This window comes from Nostoc sp. (assembly GCF_036916575.1).
Taxonomy (GTDB): Bacteria; Cyanobacteriota; Cyanobacteriia; order Cyanobacteriales; family Nostocaceae; genus Nostoc.
The window spans coordinates 42,042-57,848 of record NZ_JBALGC010000143.1 but is presented as its reverse complement, the minus strand read 5'-3'; the positions used below and the strand labels follow the sequence as shown (position 1 = coordinate 57,848).

Annotated in this window: 18 protein-coding genes and 1 pseudogene; 8 read left to right on the top strand and 11 right to left on the bottom strand. The window is 41.4% G+C overall.

Annotation, left to right across the window (positions count from 1 at the left end; genetic code table 11):
- Window positions 1-169 precede the first annotated feature (169 nt).
- Window positions 170-559, top strand: a complete 390-nt coding sequence (locus V7L29_RS32070; protein WP_334693057.1) for an SCO5389 family protein — start codon at window positions 170-172, stop codon at window positions 557-559.
- 38 nt (window positions 560-597) lie between these two features.
- Here the strand turns inward: V7L29_RS32070 and V7L29_RS32065 are convergent, their stop codons facing one another.
- Entirely contained in the window at window positions 598-1,341 is a 744-nt protein-coding gene (locus tag V7L29_RS32065; RefSeq protein WP_334693056.1) for a metal ABC transporter ATP-binding protein, read from the bottom strand.
- A gap of 59 nt (window positions 1,342-1,400) precedes the next feature.
- On the opposite strand from V7L29_RS32065, the gene V7L29_RS32060 reads away from it, so the two are divergent.
- On the top strand, window positions 1,401-2,420 hold the full coding sequence (locus V7L29_RS32060) for a metal ABC transporter solute-binding protein, Zn/Mn family (protein ID WP_334738024.1): 1,020 nt from the start codon (window positions 1,401-1,403) through the stop codon (window positions 2,418-2,420).
- A gap of 404 nt (window positions 2,421-2,824) precedes the next feature.
- The gene (locus V7L29_RS32055) at window positions 2,825-3,040 is read left to right on the top strand and encodes a hypothetical protein (RefSeq protein WP_334738023.1); all 216 of its coding nucleotides are present in this window, start codon (window positions 2,825-2,827) and stop codon (window positions 3,038-3,040) included.
- 13 nt (window positions 3,041-3,053) lie between these two features.
- Here the strand turns inward: V7L29_RS32055 and V7L29_RS32050 are convergent, their stop codons facing one another.
- The gene (locus V7L29_RS32050) at window positions 3,054-3,356 is read right to left on the bottom strand and encodes a hypothetical protein (RefSeq protein WP_334738022.1); all 303 of its coding nucleotides are present in this window, start codon (window positions 3,354-3,356) and stop codon (window positions 3,054-3,056) included.
- A gap of 111 nt (window positions 3,357-3,467) precedes the next feature.
- Here V7L29_RS32050 and V7L29_RS32045 point away from each other — a divergent pair, with 111 nt between their 5' ends.
- On the top strand, window positions 3,468-3,812 hold the full coding sequence (locus tag V7L29_RS32045; RefSeq protein WP_334738021.1) for a hypothetical protein: 345 nt from the start codon (window positions 3,468-3,470) through the stop codon (window positions 3,810-3,812).
- Between the two features lie 257 nt (window positions 3,813-4,069).
- Window positions 4,070-4,322 (top strand): annotated as a pseudogene (locus V7L29_RS35715) (ISAzo13-like element transposase-related protein); the annotation flags it as partial.
- Here the strand turns inward: V7L29_RS35715 and V7L29_RS32035 are convergent.
- Window positions 4,308-7,046, bottom strand: a complete 2,739-nt coding sequence (locus V7L29_RS32035) for a TonB-dependent siderophore receptor (RefSeq protein WP_334738019.1) — start codon at window positions 7,044-7,046, stop codon at window positions 4,308-4,310. The pseudogene V7L29_RS35715 and the gene V7L29_RS32035 sit on opposite strands and share 15 nt — an antisense overlap.
- Window positions 7,047-7,341: 295 nt before the next feature.
- Between V7L29_RS32035 and V7L29_RS32030 the strand changes: the two genes are divergently transcribed.
- Window positions 7,342-7,587, top strand: coding sequence for a hypothetical protein (locus V7L29_RS32030; RefSeq protein WP_334738086.1), 246 nt, complete (start codon window positions 7,342-7,344; stop codon window positions 7,585-7,587).
- Window positions 7,588-7,617: 30 nt separating this feature from the next.
- Window positions 7,618-7,854, top strand: a complete 237-nt coding sequence (locus tag V7L29_RS32025; protein WP_334738018.1) for a ParE family toxin-like protein — start codon at window positions 7,618-7,620, stop codon at window positions 7,852-7,854.
- 110 nt (window positions 7,855-7,964) lie between these two features.
- On the opposite strand, the gene V7L29_RS32020 is transcribed toward V7L29_RS32025, so the two are convergent.
- From V7L29_RS32020 to V7L29_RS31985, 8 genes are all read right to left on the bottom strand, one after another.
- The gene (locus tag V7L29_RS32020; protein ID WP_334691716.1) at window positions 7,965-8,567 is read right to left on the bottom strand and encodes a cytochrome c oxidase subunit 3; all 603 of its coding nucleotides are present in this window, start codon (window positions 8,565-8,567) and stop codon (window positions 7,965-7,967) included.
- Window positions 8,568-8,706: 139 nt separating this feature from the next.
- Complete coding sequence (ctaD, locus tag V7L29_RS32015; RefSeq protein WP_334738017.1) at window positions 8,707-10,359, bottom strand: cytochrome c oxidase subunit I; 1,653 nt, start codon at window positions 10,357-10,359, stop codon at window positions 8,707-8,709.
- A gap of 335 nt (window positions 10,360-10,694) precedes the next feature.
- Window positions 10,695-11,675, bottom strand: a complete 981-nt coding sequence (locus tag V7L29_RS32010) for a cytochrome c oxidase subunit II (protein ID WP_334738016.1) — start codon at window positions 11,673-11,675, stop codon at window positions 10,695-10,697.
- 2 nt (window positions 11,676-11,677) lie between these two features.
- Window positions 11,678-12,283, bottom strand: a complete 606-nt coding sequence (locus tag V7L29_RS32005) for a DUF2231 domain-containing protein (protein ID WP_334691713.1) — start codon at window positions 12,281-12,283, stop codon at window positions 11,678-11,680.
- Window positions 12,280-12,774: a DUF2231 domain-containing protein gene (locus V7L29_RS32000; RefSeq protein WP_334691712.1), complete on the bottom strand. Its 495-nt coding sequence runs from the start codon at window positions 12,772-12,774 to the stop codon at window positions 12,280-12,282. The genes V7L29_RS32005 and V7L29_RS32000 overlap by 4 nt, the downstream gene beginning before the upstream one ends.
- 469 nt (window positions 12,775-13,243) lie before the next feature.
- Window positions 13,244-13,744 (bottom strand): phosphate-starvation-inducible PsiE family protein, encoded by a 501-nt coding sequence (locus V7L29_RS31995; RefSeq protein WP_334738015.1) that lies wholly within the window; start codon window positions 13,742-13,744, stop codon window positions 13,244-13,246.
- A 194-nt stretch (window positions 13,745-13,938) separates the two neighbouring features.
- On the bottom strand, window positions 13,939-14,169 hold the full coding sequence (locus V7L29_RS31990; RefSeq protein WP_334691710.1) for a hypothetical protein: 231 nt from the start codon (window positions 14,167-14,169) through the stop codon (window positions 13,939-13,941).
- 408 nt (window positions 14,170-14,577) lie between these two features.
- The gene (locus V7L29_RS31985) at window positions 14,578-15,399 is read right to left on the bottom strand and encodes an NADPH-dependent oxidoreductase (RefSeq protein WP_334691709.1); all 822 of its coding nucleotides are present in this window, start codon (window positions 15,397-15,399) and stop codon (window positions 14,578-14,580) included.
- 231 nt (window positions 15,400-15,630) lie between these two features.
- Here V7L29_RS31985 and V7L29_RS31980 point away from each other — a divergent pair, with 231 nt between their 5' ends.
- Complete coding sequence (locus tag V7L29_RS31980) at window positions 15,631-15,807, top strand: hypothetical protein (RefSeq protein ID WP_334691708.1); 177 nt, start codon at window positions 15,631-15,633, stop codon at window positions 15,805-15,807.

Genomic DNA, 15,807 nt, shown 5'->3' with positions numbered 1-15,807 from the left:
CTTGACTCTTCGGCTACTTCTCTTTCAGAGACGCTAGCGCGTAGCTTGCTTTCCCGTAGGGGTACGACTACGCTCAGTACAAACTCGCTCAGGGTCAACAGTGAGCGTTCGCAGAGCGTCTCGGAGAGAAGCCGAACTGTTAACTCTTAAATTCAACAAGGTAAACTAAATGTCATTAAATATAAGTGTGCATCTGATTGAACAAGCCAAAGCGGGTGAGGTTGACGAAAAAGAGTTTGTCGCAACCATCAGACAATCCTTACCTTACGCTTGGGATGTTGTAGAAGGTCTTGCAGAACGTCTAATTAGAGGTGAAGAATGGGCAAATCATGCAGTTCCACCCCCTAGCGAACAAGCACGCGCTCAATTATTGCGAATGATGGGTGGAGATGCGATTCGTGGTGCAGTCGAATCTCACTTTGGCATCAAGTTGGCATTTCAAAATTGTCATAATGTTGCTGTCTTTCACCCAGATAAATTAGATTCATCTGTATATCTAGATTTCATTTCAATTCGTAGTCAAATCCTCAATCAAACACCTGAATTAGTAGACTGTTAAAGTTCAGGGTCTAGCGCATCAAAATTCATAAATTAGTTTTAATGCTCTCTGCTGTAAGAAACATATCTATTTAATAACAATACATTATCTCCATAGGCGCGTTGAATATTATCTGCTGTCATTACTTCTCTTAACGAACCATTAGCAATTATTTGTTTATTTAATAACAGTAATTGGTCGCACTTTGTCAAAGTTGTTCCCAAATCGTGAGTGACTACTAATAAAATCTTCCCTTGAGATTTTAGTTCTTCAAAGACATCAAAAATGATGGCTTCTGTCTTTTTATCAACTCCTACAAATGGCTCATCAAAAAATAATAGTTCAGCTTGTTGTGCTAAAGCTCGTGCTAAAAATACTCGCTGCTGTTGTCCCCCTGATAACTCTCCAATTTGACGCGATCGCAACTCTAACATCCCCACCCGCAACAGAGAATCTTTAACTATTTCTTGAGATGGACGTGAAGGTGTACGAAACCAGCCTGTATGCACAGTCCGCGCCATCATCACCACATTCCAAACTGTTATCGGGTAATCCCAGTCAATTTGTGATCGCTGTGGTACATACGCAACAGAACTTAATTGTTGTTTCAAAGCGCGAGATCGAAACTGTACAACCCCACTTGTGGTTGGTACTAAGCCCAAAATCGCCTTTACCATCGTGCTTTTACCAGCACCGTTTGGGCCGATTACACCCAGAATTTGTCCTGGTAAGGAGCAAAAACTCACATTCTCAACCGCCATGACTCCCCGGTAATTTACAGCTAAATCTTTAACCTCTAACATATATAATTTTCACCATTTATATGATAATGAGAATCACTATAACTGAAGTCATCAGATTTATGATATCTCACAATCTGCAATTCAAAGCCTTAACTGCTCTTGCTTTAACATGCGGAGTACTTGGATGTAGTCCAACATCAGAAACCAGCCAACCGACTCCCGCACCTGCAAATAATGTGGCGGCTCCCCAAACAGGTACTTCACCTGCATCTGAAGCTAGTGGGAAAGGCCCGTTAGTAGTCGCCACTAGCACTGTTACTTGTGGCTTAACCAAAGAAATTGCAGGCGATACCATTGACCTCAAATGCTTAATCGATCCCGGATCAGATCCGCACGTCTACCAACCCAAGCCAGATGATAGTAAAGCAATTGAGCAGGCTAAGTTAATTCTCTACGGTGGCTACAATTTTGAACCTGGTCTAATCAAGCTAATCAAAGCAACCTCAAATCCTGCCCCCAAGGTGGCTGTTGATGAAGTTGCAGTCCCCAAACCTCAGCAGTTTGATGAAGATGGTAAAACTGTTACCGATCCCCATGTATGGCACAATGCCCAAAATGGGATAGCTATAGCACAGGTGATTTCTCAACAGTTGGCAAAGGTAGCTCCAAATAATGCTGCAACCTACACTAGCAACACCCAAAAACTAACAAACGAAATTAGTCAGATAGACACCTGGATTAAATCAGAAATAGCCACGATTCCACCTAAGCAACGCAAATTAGTTACAACTCATGATGCTTTTGGTTACTATTCCAAAGCTTATGGAATTCCTCTTGATGAGGCGCTAGGGGGCATTAGTACGGAAGAAGCACCGACACCTGCGCGGGTAGGTACATTAGCGAAGGATATTGAAAAAGAGGGTGTACCGACGATTTTTGCAGAGACAACGATAAACCCGAAACTCATACAGGCGGTAGCAAAAGAGGCAAAAGTAAAGGTTTCAGACCGAGAATTGTTTGCTGATGGTTTGGGCGAAAAAGGAACAGAGGGCGAAACTTACCAAGGAATGCTGATTGCCAACACACGCACGATTGTCGAAGGTTTAGGAGGCAAGTATACGCAGTTTGGGCCTAAATAATTGTAGTTTTAGTTTGAAATTTAGCATAACACCTACCCAAGAGCCAACAAAACAGGGTTAGACTTCTGAAAATGAGTCACAAGAAAATCAGCTTTTGAAAAACTCAAGTTATGCGATAGCCGAAGGCTTAAGCTTCGCTTATCACCTCCGGCGGGCGGTTACGCCATCGCTAACCTACTAACCCAAGTTGCTAGTTACTCTTACGAGCGATCGCATTGCTCCGATTAAGCAATAAAATGCCCTCCAAGAAGAAAATTAGGAGGGCTTATGCTAAACGAAATAATTGCCTTTATAACCCGCAACTTGGGTTACTAAGGATTGTTGGTTTTTCTCTGGAGAGAGTAATGAATATACAAATCCTGCCTCAGCAATCAATATAGTCACATTTTTGTCATAGATTTGTCATGTCTTTGTCAAACCAGTGTGCAACTGTTAGCTTAATATCAAAGCTATCGCTTTGTGACATCCCCCAACTTTTAGAAATCCAAGCTCAACAGCAAATATCTGATTACAGCAACATTATCTGTAATCAAAAATCATCAAATGCCGAATCTTCATCAATGATTTTCTGCTCATTAACCACTGATGAAGACCAAAATAAAGTTCTCAAAATTTGTTGATGTTTTGAGTAATTTAAAATCCCAAAGGACTAGTCGGGGCAGAGCCGTTTTGCAGGAGCATTTGACGTGCCAAGTTCATACAATTGACACACGTACAGCCAAACTTTGTCTGAGCATACTGTTTAACCATACTGTCTAAAATTTGAGATTGTTGAGGAAAATCTGATTGTGAGTTAGTGCGAGTTGTATTTACTGTTGGAACAGGTACAACTCCTGGTATTTTGTTTGGCATCAAGGCCTGAGCAGAGTGAGAAGCTAGGAGTGCTGTAGCTAAAGAACCCGAGCAACCAAGCAGTGTTAAAAGATTCTTGTTCATAATTACGTATTTCTTGTTTTTTACAGCTATTACTCAAGAGTAAACTATTGAGTAATAACATGGTTTATACTAATGCTAAACTTTCATTTGATAAACTACAAGCTGATTTTTATGATGAATAAAACAACATTGACACTGCTTAGTACCTCTTGCATGGTGTCTTTGTTAGTCTTGATGAGTCATACTGCTGTTGCAGAAACTAGACCAACTATAACTCTGAGCAATAGTACGCCACAAAACCAACAAATTGGCACTGTTGCTTCACCAATAAATACTTCTGCTACACAAACCATTGGTACAGCTGGCGTGCAAGTAAATCCACGAGTTTTTTCTCTAGATCCCAATAGTGATACTGTTGGAAATGTAGCAATCGCTAAGTTTGGTTGTGACTGCTCTAGTTGTCGTGCATTAGCGCTGAGGATGCTACAAACTGGTCAGTTGACTCTTTGCTCGTAATTCTCACAGATGCAAATATTATCTGTAGTATTTTTTGTGTAATTTATTTGACGTAATATAGCCATTGTCTAAATGCATCTAAATTACTCTTGGCTACTATACAGATAATAAATAGACTGCGACGCTAAAAAGTGGTGTAAGAGAACTCCACAGAATGATTGATCCTATGATTCAGAGAAAGATAATTTCAGTGTGCAGCCTACCTTATGTCTCCAAAATCTATCATTCAACTCACCGAGAACCTAAAATCTCTTTACATGAAAACAGCGAAAAAACTCAAGGAAAGCGACCGACGACGATTGAATGATTCAGGTTATACATTAAAACGAGTTCTTAAAACCAAGTCTATCAAGAAGATTCCAGAAACAGAAGCCATTTTTGAACAAGTCGAACAAATTAATACTGAAGCTGATAAATAATGACCCTCATACTCTCCGAATCTCCATTGATGCGAAGGTGGCACTCAAGATTGGAGAATTTGACCGACGAGCCCTATCAAAACTCCCAACTTACTGTTCCCTCCACAATAAATGGGTCTTCAGGATAAACAAGGTTGATATTTCGAGCAGTGAAGTACCGAACATCGGATAGATTCTTGAAGTTAAGTGCAAAGCGAAGGCGATCTAATCGATAGTAGACAGCAGCATCAAGACGTAAATAACTCGGTAGACTGAATGAGTTGTTCAGATCCCCCTGCCGTTCGCCGACATAAAATAAACCTAATCCAAACCCTAACCCTTGCAAATTTCCTTTACCAAAAGTGTAAGTCGTCCATAAACTCGCGCTATTCTCAGGAACATTCACTAGTTGATTGCCAATAATTGCTAGGTTGCTATCCTTTGTCACCTGTCCATCCGTATAAGCATAGGAAGCAATCACATTCCAGCCTGGCAATATCTCGCCTGTAACGTTGAGTTCAACACCTCGACTGCGTTGTTCCCCTGTTGCAATAGAGTAGGTGAGATGATTAGGGTCAGTCGTCAAAATATTAGATAAAGTTAATTGATACAAAGCCAAGGTTGAAGAGAGTTTCCCACTAAAGAAATCAGCTTTAACTCCTACTTCATATTGAGTGCCACGACTGGGTTCAAATAAATCACCCTCAAACGTAGTTCCAGGATTTTGGGAGAAGGATTGACTGTAGCTGGCATAGAGCGAGACGGGTGGGATAGGTTTATAAACAAGACCTACACGAGGACTAAATGCAAAGTCTGATTGACTTTGATTGCCACTTGCCTTTAAAAAATTAGTAACTTTATTATCAACAAAATCTCCGCGTCCGCCCAGAACCAAGTTCAGGTTATTAGTAAGTAAGACTATATCTTGAACATAAAAACCGAGCTGATCGTTTTTAGTTTTTTGATTAATTCTAGAAACAATACCACCAGGAAGTTGACCGTAGACAGGATTAAATAAATCTAGAGGTGCAAGAGTCCGCATCGTCTGATCGAACTGAACAATATCTCTGTACAAGTCAAAGCCAGTAACTAATTCATGCTGAAGGCTGCCAGTTTTAAATTTACCTACCACATGATTGTCTAAAGCATACTCGTCATCGGCAGCAGGTCCTAGATAGTCTTGCCGTGTGCGGTTTATGCTCCGTTGATCGGCTCGTAGAGAGCCAGGATTGGCAGTATCTGTTCTGTATCTTAGAGACCTAATATTAAAAGCATTTACCAAAGACCAATTATCACTAAAACGATGTTCAAAGTTATAGCCTAGTAGCAGGGAACGACGATTGTTTGTGGCACCTTCATCTAATGTGTTGACATTGAGTGGAATCTCTCCGTTTGGATTAGGCAAGACAGTTCCGACAGCAGGTAGCCCCGTTCTATGGGCCTGCTGCTGATCTCGGAACTCGCCTTCAAAAGTCAGCTTCGTATTCTTACCTATTTGCCAACTAACAACGGGTGCAATTAGATAACGTTGATTGTAAAAGAAGTCAATAAAGCTTTCTGTGCTGATGTAGGAAGCATTTAAACGATAAAGCAGCGTTTTGTCAGAATTGAGAGGGCCAGAAATATCTAAAGTTGGTTGATAGAAACTATAACTGCCAAAAGTCATACTAGTGGCGAAGTAAGGCTCACTCAGTGGCTGCTTGGTGACAAAGTTAATCGTGCCACCCGGATTACCTTGACCGTAAAGCACAGAAGCTGGCCCCCTCACAATCTCTAACCTTTCAATGTTGGCGAGTTGAGATTGTCCTGATACTGCTCCTGCTGTATAGTCTTTGATACCATTGCGAAGGATGTTGCTCGTCTGAAAACCTCTAATTGTAAAGACATCACCATTGGTCGGCGAATTAGCGGCTTGGATAACACCGACACTCCTTAAGGCATCAATGGTGTTAACGGCTGCTTGATCCTGCCAACTCTGCCGAGGAACCACCTGAATCGACTGAGGAATGTCCTGTATCCGCCTATTAGTCCGAGTCCCTACGGTCGCATCGGGAACCTGATACCTAGTGTCTGGGGTACCAGTTACTACTAGTTCTATTGGCTCTTGGTTTTGCTCAGGCGTAGTTGTTGGTTGTTGTGCTGTTGGTGGTGTAGCCTCTGGTAAAGAAGCTATTGTATTAACTTCAAACACTAAACCCTCAGTAACACTATCAAACAATTGCACTTGCGGCGGACTCTGGTTACCCACAATCGTCAATCGCAGTGTATTGTTAGCAGTATTTGTAACTGTCAATTCAGTAATTCCTGCTACTGGCTTTGAGCGTCGGAAACTCTCTCCACTGGCAAGCTGTAACTTGGCATTGGGAATATCTACAATGTACGAGTTACCCTCTGTCTTCGGTGAAACTTGCAATCCCTTCGAGTTAAGCGTAACTAAAATTAACTCTATGCCCTTAGTAGTAGTATTCAATTTCACATCTGTAACTGACATTACATCAATTGTGGGTTGACTGAGTTGAGCAATTGAGTTTTGTCTGTTGACCTTAAATATATTTGATTTGCCGATAAAGGGATGTTCTATAGAATTTTGCGTAGACGCAAAGCGGCTTGTTGTTAGACATCGCTTCGCTTTCTCATCAGTGACTAAAGCAGATTGAACAGAGGTTTTTGTGACTACCGATGCGTAGGCATAGCCCGCCGCAGGCATTGCTTCTTTATTGGCTGGGAACTGTGCAAGAGTTGGCTCTTGCTTGACTAGATAACTACCAAAACCGACACAAACACTTGCTAGGAAACTTAGCAAACACCCATTGCACACACCCCAATAACTGCTCATTCCACTCTCCTACCAGTTTTTATGCCAATATTCTTTACTTACGCAAGCAAAACTTACATCGCAAAGTATAAACAACATTGAGTCGGAAATCAACCATTTATGTTGTTTTCCAGACAATTGTGAGTGATGATGAGAAGGATTCTTGACAAGATGCTAACATTTGAGTTTTACTCAGTGTTCCATGCTTTGAGAGCAACTTTACAGAATAGGGCGAGGCTATGAGGCGGATAATAAAGCTTTCAGCAATTCAATAAGCGATAATGGTTAGTAACTCTTTGGTAGAAGTACTTTTGCAATTACTGAATTACTTGAAAGAGCGATGCCTGACGGCAAGCTGCGTTGCGTCTACGCCCAATTAAAAACTTTACCCCCTGACGAGCAGGACGTGATCGCAACGATGATTCTAGGAGAACTTGAAGATCAGCGTCGCTGGGATGAGTCGTTTGCACGTTCCCCAGACCTGCTAGCAAAGCTTACTGCCGAGGCGATGGTTGAACATCGTGCAGGCAAGACACAAGAGTTAGATCCAGAAACATTGTGAAATCTCGTACAACTTACTCAATTTCGTAAAATGTTTGCCGATCTACCAGAGCAGATTCAGGAACAAACCCATAAGGCAAATCAGCAATTCAAGCAAGATCTAAGTTATCCGAGCTTGCGATTTAAGAAAGTTCATGCTGAATTGTCATCTATTCTGCACGAATTAACAAAAACTTATCGAGCAGTCGGTCAATTAGATGAAGACACTGTAATCTGGTTCTGGGTTGGTTCTCATGCAGAATACAATATACTGCTCGAACAATTGTAAAAATGCAAGCTAACAATTCAAATGCAGCGGATGGTTGAAAGCTGCCTGTGCTGATTTGAGCCATTATTCTGCAAAGCTATCTTCCACACAAAACCTTAGATAACAGAGTGTCATTGCCAGATATAAATCAGGACAAACAAAACAATCCAGACGACATCAACAAAGTGCCAGAAAATGGAAGTAGCATTGACACCAAAATGACTTGTGTCGTAGTTACCAGGGATGAAAGAACGACCCAAAACAAGTATCTGCAACAAAATGCCAGTGAGAACGTGCAAACCGTGGAAGCCAGTCAGTAAGTAGAACATTCCACCAAAGACTCCTGTGGTAAAGCCAAAAGAAAGGTGGCTCCACTCGATCGCTTGTCCAACTAAAAAGTAACTTCCCATTGCGATCGTTAAGACAAGAAACTGGCGAAATTTCATCAAGTCGTGGCGTGCAAGGGCGCGTTCTGCCAAGTAGATAATAAAGCTACTGGAGACAAGAACCACTGTATTAATTGCCGGATCTCTGACTTCTAGTCCGGAAAAACCAGCAGGCAACCAGTCAGAATTTGTTGTTTTGTAGACAATATATGCGGTAAAAAAACCGAGGAAAATGAAAGTTTCTGAAAGCAAGAACACAATGAAGCCGAACATCTTGCTGCGTTCTTCATCATGGGTATGCTCGTGTGAAGGATGGTGTGATTTTTCTGAAATGATGGAACTGTCCATTGTTTGAATACTCCTATATATTTGTCTCAGCTCCAAGTGCAGAGAAAAAGAGCAAAATATTAGTTTGCGATCGCCTAATACCTGATCTCAAACTCTCTGCGTACCTTTGCGTGAACCTTCGCGCCCCTTTGTGTTAAAACTAATGCTCGTCGGCTACCAATGGTTCAGACTTTCCATATCCGTAAGGTTCACCCACAACAACTGGAATTTTCTCAAAGTTCTCTACAGGAGGTGGTGAAGCAACCAGCCACTCTAGCCCAATTGCTCGCCAAGGATTCTTCGGTGCGTGCTGGTCATGTATCCAAGAACCAATCATATTCAGAATGAAAGGCAAAGTAGACACACCTAGCATAAATCCTCCAATACTGGCGATAATATTCCAAAATTCATACTCTGGGGCATAAGAAGAAACTCGACGCAACATTCCTTGCAATCCTAATGGATGCATTGGGAAGAAATTGAGGTTAGTACCAATGAACGCCAGCCAGAAGTGCAACTTACCTAAGCCTTCGTAGTACATACGTCCAGTCATCTTGGGGAACCAGAAGTAAATCGCAGCAAACATCCCCATCGTGACTGTGCCATATAGAACATAGTGGAAGTGACCCACCACATAGTAAGTATTATTGACGTGGACATCAATGGGAACAGAGGAAAGGGTAATGCCAGTGATACCTGCAAACACGAACAAGATTAATGCACCAAATGCAAACAGCATTGGTGTATCAAATCGTAGCTTACCACCCCAAATCGTTGCAGTCCAAGCAAATACTTTAATGCCAGTAGGCACAGATACGAACATGGTTGTGAGCATGAAAACCATCCGCATCCAGCCGGAAGTACCACTGGCGTACATATGGTGTACCCAGACTATAGCGCTAACTCCAGCAATCAGCAGTGATGAAATAGCGACAATTTTATAGCCAAACAGAGGTTTGCGAGCAAAAACAGGGAAAATCTCCGAAAAGACTCCAAAGACTGGCAGAATGATTACGTAAACAGCAGGGTGGGAGTAAAACCAGAAAAAATGTTGAAATAAAACTGGATCGCCTCCCTTGGTGGGGTCAAAAAAGCTAGTTCCAACTGTTAAGTCGAGTAAAAGCATGACTGCACCTGCTGTTAACACAGGTAGTCCAAACAATTGGATAATCTGGGCGCTGAATACATTCCAAACAAACATGGGCGTGCGGAAGGGAGTCATACCGGGTGCACGCATCGTGACAATTGTGGTGACAAAGTTAATCGCCGCCATAATTGAGGAAACACCTGATACTGCCACTGCCAGAAGCCAGATAACCTCACCATTGATTAAATTTCCTGTCGGGTTTTGCACGCTGACGGGAGGATATGACCACCAACCTGCTTGCGCTGGCCCACCAGGTACAAAGAAACTGACCATCAGTAGGATAGCAGCGACTGGTACCATCCAGAAGGCAACAGCATTAAGTCTGGGAAACGCCATATCTCGCGCCCCAATCATCAGAGGTACAAGATAGTTAGCAAAACCTGTAAGTATGGGGAATGTCCATCCAAATAGCATTATGGTGCCGTGCATGGTGAACATTGCATTATACACACTGCGATCAAGGAGGTCTGCTTTTGGAGTAATCAATTCTCCACGAATGATCATTGCAAATAGACCACCGACTAAAAAGAGAATAAAAGCGGTAACAATATACTGAATACCGATAACTTTGTGGTCTGTGCTGAAGCTAAAGTAGTGCTTCCAGTTAGTTGTCGGTTCGTTTTGAGGTTTGTCACCTGTAATACCTTTAACGGAAATATTAGTCATTTATCTTTTTTCCTTTGTTCTCTCTTACAAAGTTGAGGCAGTCTGTTGGCGGGGTTCCCCCGCTTAAAGGAACTGCCGTCTGATGCTTACAGCAAGCCCTCCGGGTGACGCTCTTGCGTCGCTCTAAACGTATCCCTTCGGGGAAGCAAGCTACGCGCAGCGTCTTGTAGAGAAGCTATACCGTAGGCTTTACGCTGCTTTACTACAAAGCGTCTAGGTCGGAAACCTCCGCTCAACGCCACAAAATTCCGACGCAGGGCGCTGAGGTAGCATTGGCTCGACTTTGCGCTTTGTCATTTGTTTACTCATTTCCCGGTTGCAGGATACTTAAAGGTTTATTCCTCGTGCAAAAGCGTAGAGGCGCATAGAGGAGCAGAGTCAGACAAGCGACGAATTACTTTGTTAGAATTGACTATGGGTGCTTGTGCAGGTACTACCGTAGCCCAACCTTTGATTAATTCTTTGGACTCTTGGGCGTATTCAGAAGCTGCTTGATTATTTGCAATGCATGGTTCATGGTTTGCTGCTTCTGTCTGCCATGTTTTGTAATCTTCAGGGGACTCGACAATGACATCTGCCTGCATGGTTGCAAAGTAAGTGCCGCTAAATTGAGAATCGGTCAATTGATATTTGCCAGTGCGAATAGGGGTGAATTCAAAGTCAATATTGCGGTTGGGAATAATGTCTTGCTTGACTCGGAAAGCGGGAATATAAAAGCCGTGAATAACATCTTCTGAATGCAATGTTAAACGGATGCGATGATTGATGGGTAAATGTAGTTCAGTGCTAGTGGTATCTGTTTTTGGATATCGGAAAACCCAAGCCCATTGTTTGGCATCGACTTCAATATCTTCAACTGGCAAGACATTAACATTTTCCCTGTCCTCTTTCACTGGTGCAGCAGATGCAGATTTCATCAAGGCTGGAATATGCATGTGCATAGCTTCCATTGGGCCTTGAATTCCCATTTGCTGGTAGATTTGGTAACTATAGGTAGCAATCCAAAATACTAGCAATACAGGAATTGCAGTCCAGACAATTTCTAATGTGATATTGCCTTCAATGGGGGGGCCATCACTAGTATCATGTTGCTCTGCTCGATGGAAAATCGCTGAGTAGATGAGTGTTCCTGTAACTCCAATGAAGATAAATGCTCCTAACGTGATTAAGAAACTAAACAACTCATCCACAAGGTGCGATTCAGATGCGGCTTGAGGAGGCATCCAAGAATAGGTCCACTCCCCTATCCAAAGACTAACAGCAATTAAGGCGATCGCAGTTACACTCGAAATCAAAACTTTTTGGATTTTCTTCATGATTACCTCAGTAGTAAGTTGGGGTCTTTGCCCAAGCGCAACAACATATCAGCAGTATTGTGAACCCCAAACTCAGCAGCTAAGTGCGCTCCTAACGTACCGTGGATGAACATGATGAATATGATGAACAGTCCAGAAAATAGATAACCCCACTGCACCTGTTGAGCGTCATCCCGATCCCAAACATAGCGTTGGAATCCTCTCCAAATAGTCATCCCAACAATCAGCACTAGAAGAAGAACACCACCTACTCCATGCCAAAGCATTGTTTCCACCCCTTCCAATCCCCAGGCACTTTTTACCCCAGTGAGTGGTTCTGCCAACATAATTTCGTAAAAACCTGTTGTCACTGTAAAAATTGTGATCAGTGACGAAGCTATCATATTGTACCAACCAGCTTCAAAGAAGCTAGAACGATTAGCAGGAATTGCTAAAAACTTGAAGACTGGTTTTTGTAGGGGGAACAGCGTACCAATGAAATCAAAGGTAATACCAAGGATGAACAAAGCTATAGTGAGATGGACTAGATTTGGGTGAATGGGTATAGGGTAAGGTAACCCATTTGCTCCCAAATGAGTTTTAAATTGGTCAACAACTTCAGGATTCATCGTAATAAGCCCTCCTTCACCGCTTCAACAACAGGTACAGTATGCAGTCCATATACCCAAACCAATTCATCTCCGAAATACACCTGTACGCCTACCAATATGGTCAAAACTAGACCTGCTGCTAGGTAATAAACTGATACCTTTTTAGGATTACGGCAATGAATTACATAACGCCAAGCTGTAATGGCTGTCAAAATTCCTGAAAGTGACCAGCCAAGGATAGTGTGTAAATTCAATACTGGTTGAACAGCATCATAAGGTTGTGCTAAACCTGCTTCAAATTGACCAAAAACAACGGCGATGAAGATGGAAATCGTAGCGAAAAACATATTCCACCAACTCACCTCGAAAAGACGATAATTATTAGTAAAGTAGGCAATGACATCACACAAAAAGGCAAACAATACCATTGCAATTACAAAATGGACAATGATGGGATGTATTGTATCGGGATACGGTAAATTATGGTTATTCAGAAGACTCTCAAGCATGGTATTCTACTCATGTGTTAGTGCTTAGTAGTTAACAATCAATACTTCATTGGAATTCGTAATTAAGAAAGAAATTATGTAGGTTGGGTTGAGGAACGGAACCCAACATTTTCGAGACTTTGTTGGATTTTACAACGTTCAACCCAACCTACCATCTACTTTTAATTCGTGAAGGCGATAAGATATTAAACAGAAACACAAGGATATTAAATGTTACTAATATCGCTTGCAAGTTGATACACTTCAACAAAATTTAAAATGCTTGACTGATTTGATTCTGCTTCTACATTCATGAGCTAGCTAGATACAAAACCATATTTTTAAGCGAAATCTTGCAGAGCTCAAACTTGTCAGGAAAATTGTTTGTCTTTATGTGTGCTTTTGATTCTCCATACATAAAGAATATCATACATCTGGCAAATTTACTTGCGTCTACCAAATTATTTTTAAAGAGTATTTACGGTTACAATCAATCAGAAGCTAGAGTATTTTTAGTCAATAATTGTACTTTATCTGTTGTTTCTGGGTTAGCAATTTTGACCTGCTCCAAAAACCGAGATATCCAAGGTAAAGCCCCAATAATTGCTGTTAAAACTACTAAAAATACAGCTATGCCAAAAATTTGGTCGCGAGGAATTTCGAGAACGCCGCGTAAAATTACCTCTCTCAAAGCAGAAACAATAGTAATTTCCACTGCTGCGGTTACGGATGTTCGCTGTTGTTGTAGATGATCGATTAACAGGCGGAACAACTCTACTAAAATCAAGATGAACAGGATATCAGATGTTACTTGTCGTAAATCTAAGGGATGCAAAAATGAGAAGAACATATCTCCCAGTCGAATCAGCATCACACAGAATAAACCAAGACACAGAGAAATGATAATAAAGTCTTGAAAAAACTCCAGGTTTCGTACAATTCTATTCCGTTGTAACCAGTTGTTGAATTTTGAAGTTAGCTCTTTTAGCATGGTATTTCCTAACAGTCTAGATTTATTTATTTCCATAATCAAAATAGTGCTGAGTATCTAATGTCGATTACTCAGCACGCGGCTCAATGCCCCGCCACTGCTCTAAGCGCAGCCATGCCCGCAGGGCTTACGGAACTCAGTACTGTATTCAATCCCCATTATTTAGCTATAGGTTTACATTCAGCACTATTGACCTATTTTGAACCGTTGGGATTATGTTGCACATTTTCTCCGATTTTCATCTTAGATGCTGCGTTTATTAAGCTATTCGCAGCCTTAATGATCTCTTGTAAGTTTTCGTTAAGCAGATTCTCATTAAGCGAGGCTTCTGATAAGTAAGTTTCTACAAAAATCTCGACTCGATTAACAATTATTTTGCTTTGAGAGCGTAGTTTGTTTAAATCTTTGGTAGACAAGTCATTCATTGTTTGAAGCTCCTTTGTATTTCGCTGGTTAATTCTACATTTTTAGTCAGTAATTATCATCACAAAAGCGATTCTTACAGGTTCAATACTTCTTGAATAAGGATTGAGTTGTCCTAAATTCAGATCCCCCCGCTTATGGCGACCCCCTTTTTAAGGGGTAAAAGAGGGTTAGAAGCCCTCCTTTTTAAGGGTGGTTAGGGGATCTGCAACGACTAATTGCCCTAACCAAGAAGTATTGCTTACAGGTCAGCTCTTGTTGGAAAGATAAAGCTTGCCGAAATACCTTTTACAGCAGTTTTTGGCGTTGCTTAATGAGGTACGATTTATTTACGCAGAGAGAAAGTTTGTGATTTTGGATACAATTCAATCTAAAATCCAAAATCTAAAATTCAAAATTCCCAACTTTTTTTACAGCAACTTTAAGCCGAAGTTGTTGAGAGTTTGACGTAAGTTTTTGCATCCTTTTAAATAGTCTAAGGTTGCAATCCGCTCGGCTGAGTTTTGCGACCAATCAACAGCGGCATTCATTTTATGTTCAGTGTAGAATTCTTTCATGATGTCGTTGTAGTGAGCGATCGCTTCATCTTGTTCTGCCAATTTATAAGTTTCCCGGTGGAATACAACTGACTGTGGTAAACGCGGCTTAATAGCAGGTTGTACTTCAGGATTGGGATAACCTACACACAATCCAAATACAGGGAACACAAAAGGTGGCAAATTTAATAGTGTTGCTACTTCTTGCGTGTTATTACGAATTGCACCAATATATACCGTTCCCAAACCAATAGATTCAGCAGCTAGAGTCGCATTTTGCGCTGCTACCGAGGCATCGATTACTGCTTTAAACAACAATTCTATGTAATCTAGAGCCACATGAGGTAGTCCGCGACTGTCAGCAATATGAGCCATACGACCTAAATCTGCCAACCAAACCAAAAATACAGGAGCCTGGTTAACCCATACTTGGTTATTAGATAGCTTGCATAATTCTGCTTTGCGCTCTGGATCTTCAACCGCTACCACACTCCAGGTTTGCAAATTAGCTGAACTAGCAGCAGATTGAGCAGCTGCAACTAGCCATTCTAAGGTTCCTGGTGGTAAAGGGTCAGATAGATAAGACCGAACTGAACGGTGAGACAGTAATGTTTGTAGAGAGTCGTTCCAGTCAATTTCGTAATTGAAGGGAATCTCACCGTAGCGCGATCGCAATAGTTCTGTAGGATTAGTCATGGTCAACTTTTGAACTCCAAAACGTTTTTACGATTTCACAGAGATTCCCAACAAAAAAAACAAGGAGAACAAGGAAGAAGTACAAAATCAGGAGGCTGATTAACTAACAAAAATCAATACAATTCTTGTTGTGTCAATCTGAAAAAAGCAAGACAGTGTTAATCATAGATTCTAGGTTGGTTAGGTTTTGTTCGTTGAGCTTATCATTTGATAGATAAAGCCTTTTGAAATATGAACTTTATAATTTTTTCTGACGGACGTGACAAAAGGGGAATAACGCTCTATCACTTTCAGGTTGATATATACGGTAAGCAGCAGCAACAGAAGCACGGGAAGGATTTGGATCGCAATGTCCGTGAAATTGTAGAATTCTTTATTCATATCAGGCATCCACAGACAAATACTTGA